Annotated in this window: 19 protein-coding genes; 9 read left to right on the top strand and 10 right to left on the bottom strand. The window is 48.3% G+C overall.

Annotated features, from left to right (window positions below):
* Positions 1–134 precede the first annotated feature (134 nt).
* Positions 135–1,976, bottom strand: a complete 1,842-nt coding sequence (asnB, locus tag ACINLD_RS01280; RefSeq protein ID WP_026586345.1) for an asparagine synthase (glutamine-hydrolyzing) — start codon at positions 1,974–1,976, stop codon at positions 135–137.
* Between the two features lie 161 nt (positions 1,977–2,137).
* On the opposite strand from asnB, the gene ACINLD_RS01275 reads away from it, so the two are divergent.
* Positions 2,138–2,704, top strand: coding sequence for a DUF2777 domain-containing protein (locus ACINLD_RS01275; protein WP_026586344.1), 567 nt, complete (start codon positions 2,138–2,140; stop codon positions 2,702–2,704).
* A 39-nt stretch (positions 2,705–2,743) separates the two neighbouring features.
* On the opposite strand, the gene ACINLD_RS01270 is transcribed toward ACINLD_RS01275, so the two are convergent.
* The 4 genes from ACINLD_RS01270 to cotG form a co-directional block, all read right to left on the bottom strand.
* Entirely contained in the window at positions 2,744–3,100 is a 357-nt protein-coding gene (locus ACINLD_RS01270) for a YisL family protein (RefSeq protein WP_410206878.1), read from the bottom strand.
* Positions 3,101–3,234: 134 nt separating this feature from the next.
* Entirely contained in the window at positions 3,235–4,293 is a 1,059-nt protein-coding gene (gene rsgA / locus ACINLD_RS01265; protein ID WP_410206877.1) for a ribosome small subunit-dependent GTPase A, read from the bottom strand.
* Between the two features lie 284 nt (positions 4,294–4,577).
* Entirely contained in the window at positions 4,578–5,483 is a 906-nt protein-coding gene (locus ACINLD_RS01260; protein WP_077737076.1) for a fumarylacetoacetate hydrolase family protein, read from the bottom strand.
* 138 nt (positions 5,484–5,621) lie between these two features.
* Positions 5,622–6,149: a spore coat protein CotG gene (gene cotG, locus ACINLD_RS01255; RefSeq protein WP_077737077.1), complete on the bottom strand. Its 528-nt coding sequence runs from the start codon at positions 6,147–6,149 to the stop codon at positions 5,622–5,624.
* Positions 6,150–6,306: 157 nt separating this feature from the next.
* Between cotG and ACINLD_RS01250 the strand changes: the two genes are divergently transcribed.
* Together ACINLD_RS01250 and ACINLD_RS01245 are read left to right on the top strand one after the other, a co-directional pair.
* Positions 6,307–7,392, top strand: a complete 1,086-nt coding sequence (locus ACINLD_RS01250; RefSeq protein WP_026586339.1) for a CotH kinase family protein — start codon at positions 6,307–6,309, stop codon at positions 7,390–7,392.
* Positions 7,393–7,574: 182 nt separating this feature from the next.
* Entirely contained in the window at positions 7,575–7,763 is a 189-nt protein-coding gene (locus ACINLD_RS01245; protein ID WP_026586338.1) for an aspartyl-phosphate phosphatase Spo0E family protein, read from the top strand.
* 21 nt (positions 7,764–7,784) lie between these two features.
* Here ACINLD_RS01245 and ACINLD_RS01240 read toward each other — a convergent pair whose 3' ends face one another.
* On the bottom strand, positions 7,785–8,078 hold the full coding sequence (locus tag ACINLD_RS01240; protein ID WP_035427991.1) for a DUF3784 domain-containing protein: 294 nt from the start codon (positions 8,076–8,078) through the stop codon (positions 7,785–7,787).
* A gap of 172 nt (positions 8,079–8,250) precedes the next feature.
* Between ACINLD_RS01240 and ACINLD_RS01235 the strand changes: the two genes are divergently transcribed.
* The 6 genes from ACINLD_RS01235 to ACINLD_RS01210 all read left to right on the top strand — a co-directional run bounded on the left by ACINLD_RS01235 (position 8,251) and on the right by ACINLD_RS01210 (position 10,187).
* Positions 8,251–8,472, top strand: a complete 222-nt coding sequence (locus ACINLD_RS01235; protein ID WP_026586336.1) for a spore germination protein — start codon at positions 8,251–8,253, stop codon at positions 8,470–8,472.
* A 12-nt stretch (positions 8,473–8,484) separates the two neighbouring features.
* Positions 8,485–8,730 (top strand): spore germination protein GerPB, encoded by a 246-nt coding sequence (locus tag ACINLD_RS01230; RefSeq protein WP_026586335.1) that lies wholly within the window; start codon positions 8,485–8,487, stop codon positions 8,728–8,730.
* A gap of 14 nt (positions 8,731–8,744) precedes the next feature.
* A complete protein-coding gene (locus ACINLD_RS01225; protein WP_026586334.1) occupies positions 8,745–9,359 on the top strand; it encodes a spore germination protein GerPC in 615 nt (204 codons plus the stop codon).
* Positions 9,356–9,538 carry a hypothetical protein gene (locus ACINLD_RS01220; RefSeq protein ID WP_026586333.1) on the top strand — a complete coding sequence of 61 codons (183 nt, stop codon included), beginning with the start codon at positions 9,356–9,358 and terminating at the stop codon, positions 9,536–9,538. Before ACINLD_RS01225 ends, ACINLD_RS01220 begins: the two co-directional genes overlap by 4 nt.
* Complete coding sequence (locus tag ACINLD_RS01215) at positions 9,535–9,903, top strand: spore germination protein GerPE (RefSeq protein WP_026586332.1); 369 nt, start codon at positions 9,535–9,537, stop codon at positions 9,901–9,903. Before ACINLD_RS01220 ends, ACINLD_RS01215 begins: the two co-directional genes overlap by 4 nt.
* A gap of 65 nt (positions 9,904–9,968) precedes the next feature.
* Positions 9,969–10,187, top strand: a complete 219-nt coding sequence (locus ACINLD_RS01210) for a spore germination protein (RefSeq protein ID WP_026586331.1) — start codon at positions 9,969–9,971, stop codon at positions 10,185–10,187.
* 67 nt (positions 10,188–10,254) lie between these two features.
* On the opposite strand, the gene sbcC is transcribed toward ACINLD_RS01210, so the two are convergent.
* Genes sbcC through addB form a run of 4 tightly spaced genes read right to left on the bottom strand, consistent with a single transcriptional unit; the run spans position 10,255 to position 22,068 of the window.
* The gene (sbcC, locus tag ACINLD_RS01205) at positions 10,255–13,653 is read right to left on the bottom strand and encodes an exonuclease subunit SbcC (protein ID WP_077737080.1); all 3,399 of its coding nucleotides are present in this window, start codon (positions 13,651–13,653) and stop codon (positions 10,255–10,257) included.
* Positions 13,650–14,831, bottom strand: coding sequence for an exonuclease subunit SbcD (gene sbcD, locus ACINLD_RS01200; protein ID WP_077737081.1), 1,182 nt, complete (start codon positions 14,829–14,831; stop codon positions 13,650–13,652). The genes sbcC and sbcD overlap by 4 nt, the downstream gene beginning before the upstream one ends.
* A 57-nt stretch (positions 14,832–14,888) precedes the next feature.
* A complete protein-coding gene (addA, locus tag ACINLD_RS01195; RefSeq protein ID WP_077737082.1) occupies positions 14,889–18,581 on the bottom strand; it encodes a helicase-exonuclease AddAB subunit AddA in 3,693 nt (1,230 codons plus the stop codon).
* Positions 18,541–22,068 carry a helicase-exonuclease AddAB subunit AddB gene (gene addB, locus ACINLD_RS01190; RefSeq protein WP_410206876.1) on the bottom strand — a complete coding sequence of 1,176 codons (3,528 nt, stop codon included), beginning with the start codon at positions 22,066–22,068 and terminating at the stop codon, positions 18,541–18,543. The genes addA and addB overlap by 41 nt, the downstream gene beginning before the upstream one ends.
* Between the last annotated feature and the right edge of the window lie 3 nt (positions 22,069–22,071).

Below are 22,071 nucleotides of genomic sequence, written 5' to 3'. Positions count from 1 at the left end.
CGGGAGTTCTTTTGCCGTCCTTACACACAACCCGAAACAGACCGTCTGAGCAGACTTTGAGAGAAGGTGATAAAGCCTGACAATGAATCAAGCGTTGGGGACACGATGAAACACCCGGCAGTTCGCCGGGTGGTCTATTCTTCTATATCGATTCTGTAAGCCTCAAACCAGGTATGGATTTGCGCAAGATGCGCGATAAGCTGTGGTCCTTTCATCAATTGTCCGAACCACGGAACCTGAAAAGATGCACCTTCTGTCTCGATCAGCCGGTCGAGTTTTTTCTTGTCTAAAAAGACGTGCAGCGCCGAATCCTTTTGAGACAGCAAAGACTGAAGCCACCCTTTAACAGCTTTTGTATACGCCGGGTGGTGTGTTTTCGGATACGGGCTTTTTTTGCGGTATAAAATCTCTTCTGGCAAAATGCCTTCGAGGGCTTTGCGGAAGACGCCTTTTTCGCGGTTTCCGTGCATTTTAACATCCCACGGAATGTTCCAAACGTATTCAACAAGCCTGTGGTCGGCAAACGGAACCCGGACTTCGAGGCTTGCACCCATGCTCATTCTGTCTTTTCGATCTAAAAGTGTTGTCATAAACCAAAGCATATTTAAGTAAAACAGCTCTCTTCTTCTTTTCTCCTCGCCTGTTTCACCTTCAAGAGGCGGTGTTTCATTTACCGTTTCTTCATATTTGGCCGTCACATATTCCTTGAGGTTCAGCTTTTTTTGCCAGGTGTTCTGCAAAAGGCCGATTCGTTCTTCCATCGACCTCATCCATGGAAAGCCTTTCACATCTTCAGCCGAATGGAACCAAGGGTAGCCGCCGAAAATTTCGTCCGCGCATTCTCCGGACAGACTGACGACAAAATCCTTTTTGATTTCCCGGCAAAACCATAATAGTGATGAATCGACATCCGCCATTCCGGGCAAATCCCTGACCATCACGGCTTCCGCTAAATGGCCGGCAAGATCCTCCTGGGAAATGACACAGTTGTGATGGACGGTCGCAAATTCTTCAGACATTTTTTTGATCCATGGGCCGTCCGCGTTCGGCTGGAATGAATTTGCCGTAAAGTACTGATCATTGTCTTCATAATCGATCGAAAACGTATGAAGCGGCGCCTTTCCTTCTTTCCCGAAATGTTTGGCCGCCGTCGCGGTGATCGCGCTTGAATCGACTCCGCCGGATAAAAACGTACAGACCGGCACATCGGAAACAAGCTGCCTCGTGACGGCATCTTCAAACAGGAAGCGCACATTCTCTACCGTCTCTTCAAAACTGTCCGTATGCTTTTCGCTTTTGACATTCCAATAGCGCCAGATCGTCAAGCCGTCTTTTGAAAAGCGCATGGCATGCCCCGGCCTCACTTCTTTTATTCCTTTAAAAACTCCGCTGCCGGGCGTCCTGGACGGGCCGAGTCCGAAAATTTCCGCCAAGCCTTCACGATCCACTCTCGCCTTTACTTCTGGATGGGCCAGAATGGCTTTGATTTCCGATCCGAACAGAAACGATGTCCCCTGCTCAGAATAAAACAACGGTTTGACGCCGAGCCGGTCCCGGGCCGCAAACAAAAGGTCGCGCTGTTCATCCCATACGGCAAAGGCAAAAATGCCGTTCAGCCTGTGAACGCATTCTTCTTTCCATTCCATGTATGAATGAAGCAAAACCTCCGTATCGGAATGGCTCTTGAATTGATGCCCAAGCGTGAGCAGCTCTTTTCGCAAATCCTCCGTATTGTAAAGCTCCCCGTTATAGCAGATCGTATAGCCGCTTCCTCGATATGTGCGGGTCATCGGCTGTCTGCCGCCTTCTAAATCCACAACGGCCAAACGCTTATGTCCGAATAATACATGGTCCTTTCCCCAAATGTTCGTGTCATCAGGTCCTCTTTTTGAAAGCGTATCAGTCATTTTCTCCATGACGGACTGTTCTCGGACAAGCGGTTTTTTAAAATCCACCCACCCCGTAATTCCACACATTGTCGATCAGCTCCAATTCTCATGTTCTGTCTCTTTTTAGGCTTCACTTCCTAGTCACTTTACTTATTTTATGCGCCTTACAATAATAGTTGAATTGTCCACTTCAGACTTGTATGAGACAAGCCCGTTTTGGAAAAAAAGAAGAAGGAAAGGAGAACAGCATGAATAGTGAACGTGAAAAACGAATGTATGCCGAAAAGCGCAAATGGATTTACGGCAAGATTTTAATGGAGGACGGCATCTGCCTGATCGAAAATGAAGAAGGGGATTTATTTTTAGTCGAAAGTTTAATCAGTCCCGGCGTTTTTATCAGCATAGACGGAGAATGGCTGAAAGCGGAATTGTTCGACCAATTCGCCGTCACAGAACATTCGGAGACGATACAATTGAAAGGCGGTGAATCGATACGCTATCTGAAAACGGTCAAACAGGCGTTTTTGGAGTTTTTAGAGGGGCTGGATAACGGCCGGTTTTATTCCTTTTTGGAGCAGCTGAACGACCTTGGCTTTTCCGTGTTTGACTGCGTCTATGCCTATAACGGCTTATGCTTTATATCGGAGAAAAAGGGTGCTAAAGGTGTTTCATTTTATCAGTTTTCGAATGATTTAAAGCAATGCGCCCTTCAGCATCATTATGAGCGAAATGGAGATCATAAAGACCGGTTTGAATGGACGACATCAGACGGAGAGCGGATTGTGACGATTTCAGCTTCAAAGCCGCCGTCATAAAAAAACACCAGTCCTTAGCGAAGAACTGGTGTCTCTCGGTTAAAACACTTTAAATCCTAACGGAAGACGGAGTCCGAGCGCAATCGTCAAAAGCAGAATGACAATGAACCCGACCCAGATTCCTGTAATCGATTTTTCCTTTTTCTTGCGGATTAACAGCATTTCCATCATTCCGACTGTTAAAAGACCGAGTACGGCCTTTCCTATGTATTCCCCATTCCAGGATTTAAACATAAACAGGAGCTGTCCTCCGGTTAAGATGATCAAAATGTAGAATAAGCGGAGAACCATATGGGTGATTTTTGCCCCTTTGTGATTGCCTGCAGAATAAAGCCCGTACGCGACGAAGACTAAAATAAGCGCGATGACCCATGTTGTAATGTGCATATGCGTCATATTTATTTTTCCCCCTATCAGATCAGGTATCTTTTTTATATTATCACGAACCCGTCCATTAAACAAAGAATGTGAGCGCTGTCATTACCGCGTCAAAAAAGACGCTGAAACTTCGTCTCAGCGTCTTTTAACATTTATCTTTTTTTGTGTTTTTTCATGCTTTTCGAGATTTGCTTCCAGCGTTTTTTTTCCTGCTGCATCATTCGTTTATCAGCCTTTCTGGCAAGATATTCGAGCTCTTTTTTCAGCTTCAGGTAGCTTTGAAACCTGCCGGCATCCAGCCGTCCTTCGGAAATGGCCGTCTTCACCGCACAGTCCGGCTCTTCATCATGGCGACAGTCCGCGTATTTGCAGTTTTCGGCAAGCTGTTCAATGTCGCTGAATCCCTGCCGGAAGCCTTCTTCCGATTCCCAAAGCTCCAACGCCCTCATTCCCGGCGTGTCGATTAAAAGGCCGCCGTCCGGGAGCAAAAACATCTCCCTGTCAGTCGTCGTATGCCGGCCCCTATCATCACCTTCGCGGACGTCCTGGACATTTTGCCTGTCTTCTCCCAGAAAAAAGTTGATCATCGTCGATTTCCCGACGCCTGAAGAGCCTAGAAGGGCAACGGTTTCCCCTTCTTTGACATACGCTTTAAGTTCCTCCATGCCTTTTCCTTCATAGGCGCTTACGGCATGGATCGGCACGCCGATCGCGACTGATTCCGCCTGCCTGATTTTTTCTTCTATCCCGCTTGCGATATCGGCTTTGCTCAGGATGATGACGGGATTGGCTCCGCTTTCCCAGGCAAGCAGCAAATAGCGTTCCATTCGCCTGATGTTAAAATCCCGGTTGAGCGCATTGACGAGAAAAATCGTATTGACGTTGACCGCTGCTATCTGTTCTTCAGTCGTATCGCCGCCGCTTTTGCGGGAAAATTTGCTGAAGCGGGGGACAATGTCCACAATCATTCCTTTCTTTTCATCATCCCGCGGGCGCATATACACCCAATCGCCGACCGCAGGATAATCTTCGCGGCTTTCCGCTTCAAACCTCATCTTACCGGAGATTTCGGCGAGCCATTCTCCTTCTTCCGTCCATACCCGATATATCCTTTTATGTTCACGAGCCACTCTCCCTAAAACGAGCCCGCCTTCCTTCCCGTCCGTGACATGTCCGCTAATATATTTGATGCCCAATGCTGTTAAATTCAATCCGATTTCCTCCTCATGATCTGATGATTTCTACGAATCAAAAAGAGCCCGAAACAGGGCTCTTTTTCCGCTTTTCTCCAAGCAAAAAATTCCATGAGCCGTGTGCACAGCCCATGGAACATCACCAGATCAATCTGAAGATAACCGTTCAATGATATACTACATGGGCTGTGTAATGATCAGTTGTCCGGCAAACATTGCAATATCCTTTCTCATCACACATCCCTCTTTTCTTAAAAAATAATAGCTTTATTATACAAGATCAACCATTTTTTCACAAGGACTTATTTCACTTGATTCGAAAGCGTCCCGATTGGCTCTATCGTGATCTCAATTTGGTCACCTTCCCGGAGGAACTTCGGCGGATTAAAACCCTTGCCTACTCCCGAAGGCGTTCCGGTAGCAATAATGTCACCCGCTTCAAGCGTCATTCCGCTGGAAAGCGTTTCGATCATTTCCGCCACCGGAAATATCATATCTTTCGTATATCCGGACTGGCGGAGTTCGCCGTTCACCCGCGTCTCCACTTTCAGGTTCTGAGGGTCGCCAACCATCGATTTATGTACGAGAAAAGGGCCCATCGGACAGGTCATATCCAAGCTTTTCCCTATGAAAAATTGCTTATGCCGCTTTTGCAGATCGCGCGCCGTCACGTCGTTCATAATCGTGTAGCCGAATACATAGTCCAGCGCTTCGGCTTTCGGAATGTTTTTTCCGGATTTTCCGATCACGACCGCAAGCTCTCCTTCATAATCGAGCGCTTCTGTCACGCCTTTGTGGGCGTCAATCGCTTCCCTGTGCCCGATCACTGAAGTCGGCGCTTTTGTAAAAACCATGATATGCTCGGGAATATCCGCTTCGCTCCCCATTTCAATCGCATGATCCCGATAGTTCTTGCCGACGCACATTATGTTTTTCCGCGGCGCAGGAATCGGTGCAAGCAGTTTGACATCTGAAAGCGGATAAATGAAAGAACCGCTTTCCTCGCTGTTTTTCTTTTTTGACCACTCGACGAGCTGCTCGACATGACGGACAAACTTGTCTCCCTCACCGACACATTCGATGAGTGTATCAGGTATCGTTTCAAGCTCAAACAGCTTTTTTTCCGCCTTCTTCAGATCCATGATTCTATCATCCATGACAAGCCCTACAAATCTGCGGCTGTGCAGCTCTGCTGTCGCAAACTTCATAAAAATTCCCCCGAGTTATGATTTCAACCTTTTTACATATTCTCTACAACATTTCAAAATCCTTTTTGCTTTCTCAAAACCGCATCAAAAGTCATGCCTAAAAAAGAAAATGGCGGCTTACCATGCAAGCCGCTCATACTACCGTTTCCGGTATTTAATTTCTTCCAGGTTTCCGTCAGACCATGTTGTAATCGTTTCAAAGCCGTCTCTGCCTCTTTTGTGATGATGGGTTCTTTTATGGGAGTGATCCCGCCGTTTGTGTCGGCAGTGGTCGTGTTTTTTGCAACGATCCGGCTTTTTGCTTTTGTGCGATTTGCAGTCATCCGGCTTCTTGCTTTTGTGCGATTTGCAGTCATCCGGCTTCTTGCTTTTGTGTGATTTGCAGTCGTCCGGCTTTTTGCTTTTGTGTGATTTGCAGTCGTCCGGCTTCTTGCTTTTGTCGGGTTTGCTGCAATCGTCCGGTTTCTTGCTTTTATCATGCTTGCTTTTGTCCGGTTTTTTGCTTCTGTGCGGTCTAAACCCCCACCATTCATCCCAAATACTATACGGGCGCCTGCCTTTGAAAGAACCGGCCGAGTCAGGTTCACGGTCTAAATAATGGTCTCTTCCTTCACTTTTAAGCTGGTCCACAGCTTTTTTAATGTCATGATCATGGACATCACTCATTCTTTTACCCTCCTTTTCATGTCCTGCTTTATCATACGCAAGGTGAAGACAGGTGGACTAAGGCAAATGACTGTTTTTTGCTCAGGATTGGGCGGACCGCTTCCGGGACAGGCTTTTTACACATATGATATGGCAGCTGGAAAAGGAGGAAATGATGATGAGTGCCACTGCTTTGGCCGCCTTCAGGCTTCATGTTCGTCCAAAGGATCTGCTCGATTTAAAAAAAGATATCTGGAATGACAAAGCGGTTCCTGGAATGCTTCAAACCGTTTCAAAACAAGCGCCGGTCTTCATTTCATACAGAGGGGCTCACACCCGCAAACTCCGGAAGAAATCCTATTTTGTTCAATATCAAAAACAGACAGGGAAAAAACCGGAAGCCGAATTTCATTTAAATGCTGAATACAACGACCCTTCCTTCATCCGCAACAGGCTTTCCTTTCATTTTTTTGAAAGAATCGGCGTCCTTTCTCCATCAGCCTCACATTGTTTCCTCTATGTAAACGGAAAAAAGGAAGGCATCTATTTAAAAATCGAATCTGTTGACGATGAATTTCTAAAGAGGAGACATTTAACAGACGGGGCGATCTATTATGCGGTGGATGACGACGCCAACTTTTCACTGCTCAGCTCTTTCGATAAAAAGGCAAAGCAAAACCTCCGGCAGGGTTATGAGCAAAAAACAGGCTCCAATATCCATGACAAATACTTGGAAGAGTTCATCTATTTCGTCAATACGGCAAAAGACGGCGTTTTTGAAAAAGAAATTAAACGTTATCTCGATGTCAAACAATATTTGCTCTGGCTGATCGGCGCCGTCTGCACGCAAAACTTCGACGGTTTTGTTCATAATTACGCCCTTTATTTAAATGATGACGCAAAAACATTTCAAATCATTCCTTGGGATTATGACGCGACATGGGGGCGGAATATCCATGGGGAAGAGATGAAGCACGACCACATTCCGGTGACCGGCTATAATACATTGTCCGCCAGACTTCTTGATATTCCAAAGTATAAATCGCAATACTTTATGTTAATGAAAAACATATTGCAGCATGAATTTACCATCAGACAGATAGCTCCTTACATGACAAAGTGGCACGCTGACATCGCTCCATACCTTGAGCAAGACCCTTATACAGCCGTTACTTTCGACCGTCTTGAAGAGGAACAGAAACAGATCTTTCATTACATCGACAAAAGAAAACGCTTCCTCCTGTTCGAGCTTTCCAGGTTTTAGCGGGACCGCATGGCGGCTTTCTGTTCCAAAAGGCCGAAAATCATGTCACATTTTTTGTCATATTGACGAAAAAAATCCTTTTAGCGCAAAATAGGGTATACTAGCATTATCAGAAACAATGAGAAGCCTTCTTCTCAAACGAGCGGATCAAAAAAATCAATTGAAAGTTGGAGACTGCGATGATGAACAATAAAATTGAAGCAAAAAGACTGGCCTTAATTGAAACTGCCGAAAAATTCGGAATCAACTCCAAAGAAGCCATTCAATGCAGTCAGGAATTGGACAGCCTGCTGAATCAGAGGATGCAGAAGCAAGAAAACAGCCTGCTTCAAGAAGACACTTTCAAAAACGCCAATCAGCGCACGTTTTGATAATCGCCCCTTATTTTGCGCTTATTCAACCAATGTCTTTTGCACATAAACGATCGTACAGACGCCATATGCAAGGATTGCAGAAGAGGTAAACGATTCCTGGTACGGGATATGAATAAAACCGTTCAGCAATAATAAAAATCCGCTGTTCAGAAAGAAATATCCGGTGATTTTCGCCAGTTTATCCTTATCCCTGATTCTCTCCTCGCGAAATCCACGCAATATCCACGTCTGTTTTTTGATCCCTATGCTGTACGCTGCGGCAAAAAACAGCAGCGCGGCCGCTATTGACTGCACATTTCCGGAAAAATACATACGACTCCCTCCAATCTCTTCTTTCTTACGTTCTCTTTTCGAAAAAGTTCCATGCTCATCTTTCACATTCTTTGAAGCATAGCAATCAGTCACAGATGCGCCTAAAAAACATAAGATATGGTGAATAGCCCATCAATAAATGTTTGTTCAATGTAAAGGATGTGCCTCTAAAATGCCAGCGATTGTCGGAGCTTTTAAAGTAAATGCCGTCGGTACGAGCGGCGTTGTTCATGTCGGAGACTGCATTACGATTTCTCCTTATGCCGAAGTTAAAACATTTGCGGGCGCCGGAAGCTTCAATACCGGAGACGGATTAAGTGTATACAACCAAAACAGCATTACCAACGTCTATGACAACGATAGCATTGATCAGCCGATCGCAGGTAATCTGTAAGGGGGGCAAGGCATGAACTTTTATATTAATCAAACGATACAAATCAATTATTTAAGGGTCGACGGCATCAGCAATTCTTCCGTTCTGCAGATCGGCAGCGCCGGTTCGATCAAAACGCTTGCCAATCTCTACAATACCGGAAGCTATACGGAACCGGCGCCGCCGGTAACCGGAGCACCTATGGACGAAGCTTTCGGAGAGGGGCAGCCTTCTCAAGTCCTCGTTCCTCTTCATGCTCCATCTGTGACGATTCAATAAATGGGGTGGTTATCATGAAACAGAGCAATCCCTCTTACGGACAAAACTGGTATGCATATTTGCAGCAGCAGGCTGCGCAAATCCAGCAAATTGAAAGGCAGATGATCGCTTTACAAACTGAATTAAACCAGCTGAAAGAAAATCCCGGCACCCGGATCGACCGGATCGAATACAAATTTGATCAGTTGAAAATCGAACGGCTGGACGGAACGCTGAACATCGGACTCAATCCGGCTGACCCCGACAATTTGGAGAATTTTGAGATCAGCAAGCAGTCGCCGGATATCGGAATGGGAATGCTTCAGCAGGAATTACACAGCCAGCTGATGCAGCAAACGAGGCAAATCGTCGACGCCTACTTAAACGAAGAAGCCCCCCTTCTGCTCGAACAGCTTGAAAATCGCTATGAAAGCAAACTGGATGATACAAACCGGCAGCATATCATAGAAGACATACGAAAGCAGATCGACAGCCGCATCCGCTATTATGTGAAACATGTAAAACCGGATGATTCCCTCTCTCCAAAAGAGCATGCCGAGCGGTTGGCTGATTATGTCAAACAAGATGTCACCCGGGCAATCGAGCATTTTCTCAAAACGATACCTGAGAAAGGGGCTGATCACGAATGAATTTTACTGTTGTGAACCGCGATTTTGATGTGGGAAACATTCATATTACCGCGGTTTCAAGTTCCTCTGTTTTTCTGGTGGGAGATACCGAATGCATTTCACTGTCATCCATTTTTGATACGCCGCCGGAATCGCTGATCATCGGGCCTTTCAGGCCGCTGCCTCCTGAAACGTCATGATCAGAACGTCAAAGGTAAAGTTTTTGAAAGCGGAGTCGGTGGGGATCACCAGCACGTTGAAAATCGGAGATGTTGACGAACTGAACCTCAAGACAAAGATTCTCGCTGTTCAAAGATCGTTATCGCTTTTTTTCGGATATGAAGGTTCGTTTCGGCAGGATGACTTTCAGCTGTATCGGCAGCCAATTCCCCATTTGCTGCCTGAAACCGGCGTCCGTACAGCCTTTTTCCATGAAGTTCCGGCCATTCGTGTCAGAGCGGTTAAAATTTGGGGTGTTTCCACTTCTTCTGTTGCTCAGGTGGGCTCGACCCGCCGCATCATGGCCGATTCGAGGGTGAAGCATATTAGAAAGCTCATTCAATAAACTCACAATAGCAGGGCGGCCGACATATACTGTCTGCGAGACTTCTAAAAAGGATGTCGATCAACATGCCAGCCATTGTCGGACCTATTAAGATCAACGAAATCTCAGGAGGAGTAGTGAATTTCGGCGATTCCTTTTATCTTTCTCCAAAAAGCACGTCAAAATCTGCACTCGGTTCTGGTGCTGGTAATACTGGAGATTTCCTTATCGTCAACAGTGGTATAAACGCGACAAATTATATAGACCCCGATGTAAGCGATCAGAATGTTGTCGGAAATGCTTAAAGCAGCCTCTTCGTTAGAGAAGGAGGCTGCTTTTTACCGGCACTCTATCATGAATTTCCGATCTCATTCAAATCATTTCAAGCGATACGGCCGTTCCTTTTCCGCTCGGCTCTGCGGGATGAACGATCAATTTTTTCGGAAGCCTCGCGCGAAGCTCCTGGACATGGCTGATCACGCCGACTGAGAGATTGTCAGACTGAAGCTTTTCCAAAGCTGTGACGACCGTGTCCAGCAATTCCTGGTCAAGCGTGCCGAAGCCTTCATCCAAAAAGAAGAACTGAAGCGGATATTCCCCCCGAAGCTGGATCTGTGCTGACAGAGCGAGGGCAAGGGCCAGCGATGTCAGGAATGTTTCGCCTCCTGACAAGCTTGTGACAGGGCGTTTGACTCCGCCATTGGCGTCGTCCCTCATAACGAATCCGCCTTCTGAATCAACTTCAATCGCATACCTTTGCCTTGTCAGGCCTCCGAGTCGGGCCGATGCGTCTCTTGTCACGCTTTCAAGCTGTTCTTCCGCCAAATATTCAACAAAGCTGTTCCCTTTGAAGACGGCTTGAAGCTTATCAAGACGGTCGATATAAGTCTGCCATTCTGTCAATGATGCTTCAAGTTTTTTAAACCGTTTATGGTTTTCATGAATGACGGCGAGCGCTTTTCCGGCTGCTCCCCTTTCCTCTAATGCCGTGCTGTATGCTTCTTCCGCCTGTTCCTTTAGCTCGGCGGCCTTTTCCCATTCTGCGGGGGAAATCGATCTGGCTCCAAGTTTTTCCGCAATCCGCCTGATATTTGCTTCACACTGCTTCGTTTGATCCCAATAAGATTGAATGTCCTGTCTCAAACGGTCAAGCTCTTCATTGTCCAAAAGATGGTTTTGCACCTCGGCTGCTTCATTAAACATTGTGTTTCGGGCTTTTTCCGCCCACTCGTCCGCCGCTTTTGCAAGCCTTGCAGATGCTTCCCGCAAAGCGAGCTCACAGCCTTTTGTGTGGCCTCGTAAACGGCTGATGCGCGACTCTGTTTCCTTCAGCTGTTCATAAAGTGTTTTTTCCTTGTCGTTCAGCTGATTCAATTGTTGTTTGACGTTCTGCAGCCGTTCTTCGATTGCCGCTGTATCCGGGTAATCCTGAAGCTCTTTTTGGCAGTCGCTTAGTTCTTTTTTCAGGCTTTCAAGCGAATAATGAAGGTCGAGCTTTTCTTTGTCCAATTCATACAGGCGCACTGTCAGCTTTTCTTTCAGCAGTTCCTGCTCTTTTAGAAACGTGACGCTCTTTTCGATCCTTTTCTCATAATCTTCTGCGGCTTGGTCTTTTTCCTCAATTGATGTTTGCCATTCCTGAGCCTGTTCAGGGGTAAGTCCGGCAAAACGTTCGCCAAAGCTTTTCTTATGTTCGCTCAACGAATCATCAAGGTGCCCGACCCGCTGTTTCAGCCGTTCTTGCTCTTTTGTTTCATAAGTGATCTGATCGCGGATCTGTTCGCGTTTTTTGGCCGCTTCTTTATACGCATGAAGCAGTTTGGCCATACGGCTTTTCGCTTCATGGATATCCTGTTTGATTCCCTTCCATTCAAAACGGATTTGCCTGAAGCGTTCGGCGGCCGTTCCTTCTTCCACAGCTGCGGCGGTCTCCTGCATGCCGGAACCGGGTGCGCTTCTGATTAAAAACGGACATTCGCTGATCAAATGGTCTGACTGCTGTTCAAGAGCCACTTTGGCAGAAAGAAATTCCTGCGCCAACGCGGAAGCTTCCGAGATGATCGTTTCCGCTTCCTTTAATTCGGCTTCCGTTTCTTTGAATGAGACGGTTCCGCCGCTTGTGTGTGCAGGGTTTTCATGATGTGTGGAACCGCAGACAGGACACGGCTCACCTTCTTTGAGATGTTTGGACAGTTCTTTTGTAAGCTCCTCGATTTTAGCCTGTTCGCGTTTGGAGAGGATGTCATCCTTTTTCTGAACCGCCTGATGAACCGCTTCGGAGAGAGATCTGTCCGTTTCGCAAACAAGCGCATAAGCGCGTTCAACTGCGGCAAAAACAGATTGAATATGCTCCTCCTCTGTTCTCATCGCACGGTCGAGCTCCTGCTGTTCGCGTTGCAGCTGAGTGACTGCCGCTTTCTGTTTGTCAAGGCGTTCCTGCTCTTGTACCGCCTCATGCTGAAGCTGCCGGATTTGAAAAGCAAGCTGGCCGGCGTCGCGGCAGTTTTTCCGTTCTTCGCTTGTCACCTGAACGGATTTCAGTTCTTTTTTCAGCTGATTCTGCCTGTCGGCGCCCCTTTCCAGAAGGCTTTTTACTTTTTCCAATTCATCGGCAGCACGTTTGATTTCTTCCTCTTTTAATCTCTTCTCTTCCTGTTTCCGATCTAATTCTTTTTGAATGGCGAGCCGCTTCTTTTCAATTTCCTTCAGTGCGGTGAGCTGTTCCTCCTGCTTCAGAAGCTCAGGTTCTTGTTCCTTCTTTAGCGTTCTGAAGCTTTCATAATCCTCTTGCTCCCTCTCTAAACGATTTTCAAATGTCTTCAATTCCTCGCGGGCCTTTTTTTCTTCCTGTTCGGCCCGTTCGGCATCTGTTTGCGCTCCCAGATAGCTATCGGCATACGGTTTCAGCATACGGGCTGTTTCGGCCAGCCGCAAACGGTTTTCTTTTTCGGCAATCGCGTCTTTTTTCTTTAACAGTTCCGCCTCTTCTTTTGCATATCCTTCCTTTTCCTTTTGCAGATTCCAGATTTCCTGGCATTCCGTAAAGTGCTGCACTTTTTGTTCGCGCTCATCCCGTTTATGTTGCAATGCCTGTTCTGCTTCTTCCAGATGCTGTTGTGCTCGTTGAAGCGCTTCTTCACCGGCATCGCCCAGCCCTGCTTGTTCGGCGAGCATTTCATTTTTTTTCGCATACGCTTTTTGCGTCTGTCGTTTGAGTCTTTTCACGAGGCGGTCGCCATACTGTTCAAGGTTGAAGAGGCGCTGAAGCATCTGCCTGCGGTCCGCTCCTTTTAAGGACAGAAATTCAGCGAATTTCCCTTGCGGCAGGACGACCGCTCTTGTGAAATCATCGATCGTAAGACCAAGAAGCTCCTCGACTTTGCGGTTGACTTCATTCGCTTTGTCAGCTAAAACCGTTTGTTCCTCTTTCATTTCAATGAAACGGCAGATAGTGGTTTTCACCTTGACCGGATCTGTCCGTTTGAAAACCCGCTCGACTTTATAAGCCGTTTCATGATTTTTCTGCAGCTTGAAGGTGAAAGAGACAGCAAGCTCATCTTCGGCATGGTTCAAAATGCCGTGCGTGTTGTTTGAAGCCCGTTCGACTTTTCCGTATAAAGCCAGGGTCATGGCATCGAGAATCGATGATTTTCCGCTGCCGGTCGGTCCGAAAATACCGAAGACCCCGGCATCACACAGGCTTTCGAAGTCGATGACCTGCTCTTCCCTGAAGCTGTGCAAACCTTTGATGGACAGGGAAACCGGCTTCATCTTTCATCCCCCTCTTCTAGTTCCTCACCGGAGGCAAGCTCCATAAACAGCTTTACGGTTTCTTCATCGGGAACCGCGCCGCCGGTCTGTCTTTCATAGAATGCTTTGAACCGTTCTTCAATCGGAATACGCCGCGACTGAGCCGTTTTTTTGTCAATCGGAAGGTCTTCAAACACCGGACGGATGTGGATGATTCCCTGATGCGCTTTTCGCAAACGATGGATCTCTTCGATCGAGAGCTGGTCCGTCAGATGGATGTCAAGATCGATCCATGCGTTCTTATCCCGTTCTTCCTCGAGCCAGCTGTACACTTGCGAGATCCCTTCGGTCGCCTTCCATTTCACAAGCGGTTTGCCGCTCGACAGAAACACTTCCTTCCATTCGGCCGGTTTGCCCGGTTCGGCTTCAACGACCGTGACCGATTTGGCGTATCCGGCTTCCGAAAAGCTGTAAGCGAGCGGTGAGCCGGAATATCTGGCAAGCGTACGGGCGCGTTTGATCGTCTGCGGACGGTGAAGGTGGCCGAGCGCCACATATGCGGCTGTTTCAGGGAGGCTTTCGGCCGCAACCGTATATGCGCCCCCGACTTCGATCGGCCGCTCTGAATCCGTCTGGCTGCCGCCCGCCACATAGATGTGGCTTGCCGCAATCTGGACGGCATCCTTTCTGAACTTCTGACACATATGCTGAAAAGTCTGCCTGATTTTCTCGTCATACTGGTCGCGAAGCAACTTTTCATCAAAAGTCTCTGACAGCACTTGATTCAATCTCGATTCTGAAGGATAGGCAAGCGCCGCAACAGACAGGATATCCCCGGAAGACGAGACTTCGATATCAACCGGCTCACTTTGCGGGTATCCGATCAGGTGGATACCGTGATCTGTCGTCAACGGTGAGGCAGCGGAAAGGCGGTCCGGGTTGTCATGGTTTCCGGCAATGACGACGACCGGACGCTTTCCTTTATCAGATAAGGCGGAGAGGCTTTCGTAAAATAGCTGTTCGGCAAGCGCAGGCGGGTTTACTGTGTCAAAAGCATCCCCTGCCATGACAACGGCATCGATTTTCTCGTCTTTTACGATCTCGGCAAGTTCTTCAAGAAAATCCTCCTGCTCCTTCAAGCGGCTTCTTCCTTCAAGCGTCTTTCCCAGATGCCAGTCAGCTGTATGTAAAATTCTCAATATGGGTCCACCTCTCTTTGATCAACACTTCCCCCTGATAAAGGGGGAAGCAGATTGTTAAAACTTGAGTACATGCCCGCCGTCAAAAAAGTACAGGGCGCGGCCTGCAAGCGGGGTCTTGAGCATTGTTTCAACAGCGCGTGAATAAAGTTGAATCTGAGTTTCATAGCGTTTCCTTAAAGCCGGCTCGGCGTCGGCCATGCCGTTTGCGTATTTCCCTTGTATCCGGTCTGTTTTGTAATCGAGCAAATAAAACCCGTCAGCCGTCTCAAACAAACAGTCGATTATTCCCTGAATCAACACGGGTTCGTCCGCTGTCTGCAATTCGGGATAAACCTCTCCGGCCGGAAGCGTCATATTAAAGGGAACTTCACGCTCCACCCGGCGGGCGCCGAGGAGCTTTTCACCGATCTCCGTTTCGAAAAACGCGAGAATATCGTCTTCATCGATTGCAGCGCGCTGCTCTTCTGTTAAAAGCTCATGTTGAACAAGCCTGTCGAGAAAGAGGCTGAGCTCGTCTTGTTCCGGAGCTTTCGAAAGCGGGATGTGCTGCATGACGGTGTGCATCGCCGTTCCGCGTTCGGCCGCGGTTAGTCCCTTCGCCATCATAAAGGATGGCCGTCTGAACAGGTGTGACTCATTTGTCTGGCGGATCAATGAACGGTCACCGTACTCGTCCTCATATTCCTTTTGCCTCTTGATTTCGGAAACAGACTGTTTGGTGCGGATTTTCGCTGCGTCTTGATGTGGATATGACCATGTCAGCCGTTCTCCGACTTCTTTTTGATAGTCAAACCGGGCATTGATCGGCTGTCCCATTTGAATTTGGGCCAGCCTTTCCTGTTTTTCGTCCCCGGCTTGTTTACCGTTTTCGGCTTGAAGGTCAGCGGCGGAGAGCCAGCTGATCTGAAAGCGGGACGGGTGATGCCGGATTTCGTCATCCGCCGAATCGAGGCCAACACCTGCCATATCCCTGTGACGCACTACGGCCGGACCGACAAAATCCAAGTAAGATTTGGCCTGAAAGCGGTCAAAGTCCGGCAGCAGCCATCCCGGCCGCGCAGCCGAAGTTCGCCATTTCGCCAAGAGCTTTTCCTTATCTTTTGCCGATCCGAGTAAATAAAGCTTTTCCTTCGCACGTGTCAGTGCGACGTACAAGACGCGCAGTTCCTCTGACAAAAGTTCGCGGCGCATTTTTTTCTTCATCGCCACAAGAGGCAGCGTCGGATAGCTGATCCGCCATTTTGGATGGATGAATTTCGTGCCGAAGCCGAGCTCTTTATCGAGCAGATACGGTTTGTTCAGATCCATCATATTAAAGCTCCGGCCGATCCCTGCCGTGAACACGACAGGAAATTCCAGCCCTTTGCTTGAATGGATCGTCATCAGCCGCACGACATCCTCCTGTTCGCTGAGAGCTCTTGCCGTTCCGAGGTCATCGCCGCGCTCCTGCATCCGCTCAATAAATCTTAAAAAGCGGAACAGGCCGCGGAATGAAGTCGCTTCATATGATCTCGCCCGGTCGTAAAGCGCGCGCAGGTTGGCCTGCCGCTGTTTTCCGCCCGGCATTCCGCCAACATAATCCAAGTATTTCGTATCGCGGTAAATTTCCCAAATCAGCTCAGCTACCGAGTGGTTTTTCGCAAACACTCTCCATTTTTTCAGAAGCCCTTCAAAGCGGCGGAGCTTATCGTAAAGGCTGTCATTGCGGTCGGCAAGCGCGAGGTAAGCCTTCATCGCTTCGTAGAACGTCGCTTTCTTGTCCTGAATCCTGATCAGGGAAAGCTCATTTTCATCAAGGCCGACGACAGGAGATCTGAGCACAGAGGCGAGCGGGATGTCCTGGTACGCATTGTCAATGACTTTTAATAATGAAAGCGTGACGGAAACTTCAGCCGCTTCAAAATAGCCTGTCGACAAATTCGCATAAACGGGAATCCCCTGCTGTTTGAACTCGTCCATAATCTGCGGCGCCCATGGCATGGACCGCAGCAAAACAACAATATCGCGGTATTGGATATTGCGGGTCGTTTTCGTTTTGCCGTCATAGACCTGAAATTTCTCCGCAATCAGTTTGCGGATCTGTCCGGCCATGGCCCGCGCTTCCAGCTGAACCGTTTCAAGCTCCTCCGCTTCTTCATCGGCGGCTTGTTCCTGTTGTTCGATGATCACAAGCTCTGTTTTTGTTTCTTCATTCGGAGGGTAAGATGCGCCGAGCTTCAATTCGGCTTGTTCGTCATATTCCACTTCACCGACTTTTTCCCCCATCAGCTGCTTAAACAAGAAATTGGTGCTGTCCAATATGTCTGAACGGCTGCGGAAGTTTTTGTTCAAATCGATTTTTTGGCCCGGGCCTGAGCCGTCCTCTGTAAACCGTTTATATTTCGAGAGAAACAAAAGCGGTTCTGCGAGGCGAAAGCGGTAAATCGACTGTTTGACATCGCCCACCATAAACAGGTTCCCCTCATGCTCCTCTTTGGCGACCAGCTTTAAAATCGCTTCCTGCACAAGGTTGGTGTCTTGGTACTCATCGACAAGCACCTCATGGAACTGGTGCCGGTAATGCTTCGCCGCTTCACTCGGCACTGTTTCGCCGGCTTCGTTTTTTTGCGCCAAAATCGCCAGGCAATCGTGCTCAAGATCAGAGAAATCCACGATCGCCTTTTCCTGCTTCGCCGCCTTATAGCGCTTTCCATATTCCAGAACAAGCTTGACAAGCGTATCAATGACAGGCTTCATCGCCTTCAGGTCAGTCAAATGCTGATCAGGGGTCCGGGCAAAATAATCGCTTTTCAGTTTTTCCAGCTGTTTTTTCGCACCGTTGCGGAGCTCTGTCGCTTCATCGATTAATGCGGGCTCAAACTCGTCTCCTTTGCACGGTTTTGCCCTTTTGAACGATACAGCGGGAACAAGCTCATAAAGGGCGGAAAAGTCATCCTTGTGCTCGATCAGCCTATCGATCTGCGCCAAATCGTCCGCGAAGTTTTCGGCGCGGGGAGCGGGTCCGCCCGGCTGTTTGGCCAGCTCCAGCGCACGCGCAAGCTTTTCCCGCGCCCCTTCAAGTACGAGCGCGATATCTTCCTTAATATAAGGATAGAACGGCAGTGACTCCACACCCGTGTCTTGACCGGCGTCATAAAGGTCGGCAAATGTTATAAGCCAGCCTTCCGGATCGGGATGTGACCGTGAAAATTCATAGACGCGCTTCACAAGATACTGCAAATCAAGATCATGGCGGTCTGTCGTATATCGATCCACAAGTTCGAAAAAGGCGGGATCTCCTTTTTTATATTCATCTTCAAACAGCTCATCAAGCACCTCATCGCCAAGCAGTTCGCCTTCGGTCTGATCGGCGATCCGAAAAGCCGGATCGATGTCGATCAGATAATAATATTTGCGAATGACCTGCAGGCAGAATGAATGCAGTGTTGAGATGCTGGCCCTGTTCAATAAAGCGAGCTGTCTGCGCAAGTGAAGGGAGCCGGGGTTTTCGGCAATCTCTTTTTCAAGCGCTTCACCGATCCGATGCTTCATCTCTGCCGCCGATGCATTCGTAAAGGTCACGACAAGCAGCCTGTCCACATCAATCGGGTTTTCCTTTTTCGTAATTTTTCGGATGATCCGTTCGACAAGAACGGCCGTTTTTCCGGACCCCGCCGCTGCGGCAACTAATATGTCCCGGCCGGATGAGACAATCGCCTTCCATTGATCATCTGTCCATGTGCTGCCCTTTGGCTTCGTCATGTCCACTCGTCTCACCCTCCTTTTTCAACCGCTCCAATATCACATTGTCTTTTTCCTGCTTCAGCATACGGTATTCATTCTCCTCAAGCGATTCGTCAAACTGGCAGAACGATTTAAAAGCGCAGTATGTGCACGGTGTTTTGTCTTTTAATTTATACGGTTCAATCGACACGTTGCCGTCTGTGATCTCCTCGCCGGCTTCTTGAAACGTCCGGCGAATGTGGCGCCTCAATAAATGAAAGTCATCCTCTGTGACGACAGCGGAATCCGAACGGAGCGAACCGTCTTTTTTCAGGCCGGCGCTGATGATGTCTGATCGGCCCTGTTCAAGGGTCGTATCCATCAAGCGGATCGCTTCCTGGTCGCCTAAAAGCAGACCTTTCATCTTAAATTGCTTGAAGATTTCCTTTTCAATCTCATCAAGGCCCAGCGGCACGGAAGCCTGAATCATCGGATCATGTACATGAAAATAAAGAACTCCAGCAGGTGTCGCCTTCATCCCGAGCCAGTCCGCCGAATGGGTGATGGACAAATCAAGATATGTCAGCATTTGCAGGGCGAGACCGTAATAGACTTCTGCTAAATCAAGCCCTTTATCACTCGATTTGTAATCAACGATCCGAAGCAGCAGACCTTTTGAACTTTCCGCTTTGTCGACCCTGTCAATTCGGCCGACAAGCTCCATTGTGCATCCGTTTTTCAAGGTAAACCGCATCGGCGGAAGCGGGCCGTTCCCGCCGAATCCAAGCTCGAGACCGACGGGAGCGAAGCCGCTCGCTTTCGCATGTTCGCTTAAAATGCCGGAAACCCTGGAAATGATTTTTTGCAGCTTCTGCTTCACATAATGATGGCGGTTTGAGCTCAGCAGAATCTCTTTTTGCAATTTTGGGGCGAGCCGTTCCACGGCATCGGTGGACAATGTGTCACATTGTTCCTTCGTCAGATCGCGCCACTCCAGTTTCAGCTCATGAAGCCGGTCTGAGATCAGCTTCAACGCCGAGTGGAACAGCTGGCCGATGTCGGGCGCTTCAAGTTTGAAAAACTGCCGTTCCTTCAGCTTTAAGCCGTGTGAAGCAAAGTGTGAAAACGGACACGCTTTGTACGTTTCCATCCGTGAAACGCTCCCCTGAATGTTCTCCCCGTACAAATCGCGGCTCACTTGCTGATTCAGCTTTTGCACTTGATTTCGGAAAAACAAGCTCGACAAAATGTTTCGGGAAAAGAGCCGGTCAGGCTCATTCATCAAAAAGTTGTATGTACTCCACCATACGTCGCTGATCGAATATTGTCTTGTCCAAAGCCTGAGCTGTCCTGCCAAATAGCTTAAAGCCGCGCTTTTATTGACAAGAAATTCAAGCTGCGCTTCATCGCTTACTTGTTCCGGCTCATTGACCAGCATCTTTTCTCCGTGATCGGGAAACAGCTCGTGCAGCTGCTTCACAACCGTTGAAGGCAGGAGTGTCTTTCCTTCGGGATCGGCGATCGGATATGAAACGTAAAGCTTTTCAGACGGGCTTGAAAGCGCCATATAGATCAGAAAGGTCTCATCCAGAAGCTGTTCCCTGCCCGTCGCCGCAAACTCGGCTCCGTTTCGTTTCAGCCATTCTCTGTCGTCATCAGACAAAACCCCGTCATCAGCGGGCCGGGCCGGCAATACGCCATCGTTTGCGCCGATGAGAAATGCGCAGCTCGTCTTATACATTCTGGAAAGGTCCATATTGCCGATAAACACCTGATCGAGTGCTGGCGGAATCAGCGCGAATTTCAAAGACTCCAACCCGGTATCGATCATTTGCTGAAACAGGGAAAAGGAAATATGTTCCTCTCCCATCATCTCGACGAACTCGTCCAATAACTGGATAACGGCGTCCCATACCTGGTCATGCTGCCGCGATTCCGCGATCCGGCCGTCTTCTTCGGCCATCCGCCTTTCCTGTTCAAGCTTCATCGGAACATCGGCTTCTTCAAGGTAAAGGTATAGCGCTTCTGCCATCTCCCTGACTGTTCCGGCTTTTTTCAAGCGCTTTTGCAGCGTGTGAATAGGCGGGACAATCCAGCCTTTCAATTCGTTGAGCATCCGCTCAGTCTCTATTTCCTGATCTGTCTTGGCAAAGTCCTCGTCCAAGGAGGCATATCTTCGATAGGTGAACGGATCCTTGCTTGTCCACCTTTCTCCTTTTATGCCGTAGGCGATGCAGTAGTTCTCGAGCTGGTCAATCTGCTCCCTGAGCCGTTCAGCCGGCTGATCCTGCGGAAATAACAGCTCTGTTTTGATGCAGCGGAAAACCGCTTCATATCTCCAGTTGCCCTTGATGATATCAAGGGTTGAACGGATCAATTCGATCAGCGGATGATTCTGCATCGATTCCTTGCCGTCTATGAAAAAAGGAATATCGTAATCGGTAAAGACTTCTTTTATCGTATCCTTATAGTCTTCGACATTGCGGGCGATGACGGCGATATCTCTCAGTCGATGCGTTCCTTTGCGGACAAGGGAATGAATTTCGCGCGCGATCCCCTCGATTTCGGTTCTTCTGCCGGCCGCCTGCATGATCGAGAGCGCCTCCATTTTTCCTGTATACGCTTTTATCGGCCGTTCATCAAAATGCCGTTCCAAATGCCGGAGTTCCGGAGCGTCCTTATGCCGCTTATCATCTTCAAGACGAACTTCTGTCAGGTCAAGGCCTAACGCCTGCGCTTTTTGATAGAGATCATAATACGCCTTGCCCGTCATCCGAAATAGATGCAGTTCATGGGGAATGTTGTTTGTAAACGGCTTGTCCGCTGTCAAAGAAAACGTCATCTCCCCGGCATGCGCCATCAGCTGTTCAAGCACCTCCATCTCCTGCGGTGTGAATTGATGAAAGCCGTCCACATAGACGGAAGCGTTTTTGATCTCTTCGGCATACGGGATCTGCTCGGCCAGGAGCGTCAAGTAATCTTCCGACTGAACGTACCGGTTCTCGAGATGTTCTTCCAGTTTGCTGTACAAAATATATAAATCGTGCAGCTTATCGGCAAGAATCCGTTCATCCTCATATTCCGACACCCCGCTTCCCTGCATCATCCCGCGGATGGTTTCAGGTGTGAGGCAATGCCGTTTGAATTCGGTCAGCATCCGTTCCACCTGCTCCGTAAATCCGCTCTTATCGCTCGCATTTTGATAGACCTTGAATTCCTCCTTATGCTCTTCGATCAGTTTGCGAAGCAGCATTTGAATCCCTGTTCCCGTCAAAAACGGGCGGTTTGCGCCTCCGGTGTGCTGGAGAATTCGCCAGGCAAGCCTTGAAAAACTGTAGACCTGGGCGCGGATGGTGCCGCCCAAATCATGTGTTTTGCTAAGCTCGTATTCCATTAAAAACGTCATTTGATCCGGGACTAGAAAAATGATCGGTTTTCCGAGCGGTTCATGGCGGAGTTTTTCTCTGATTTCATTTAAAATAAAGGTCGTTTTTCCACTCCCGGACCTGCCTGATAAAAATACTGCTCCCACTTT

Source organism: Bacillus sp. z60-11 (assembly GCF_046464135.1).
In the GTDB taxonomy this organism is placed as follows: Bacteria; Bacillota; Bacilli; order Bacillales; family Bacillaceae; genus Bacillus; species Bacillus sonorensis_A.
This window is presented reverse-complemented; position numbering and strand designations above follow the sequence as displayed.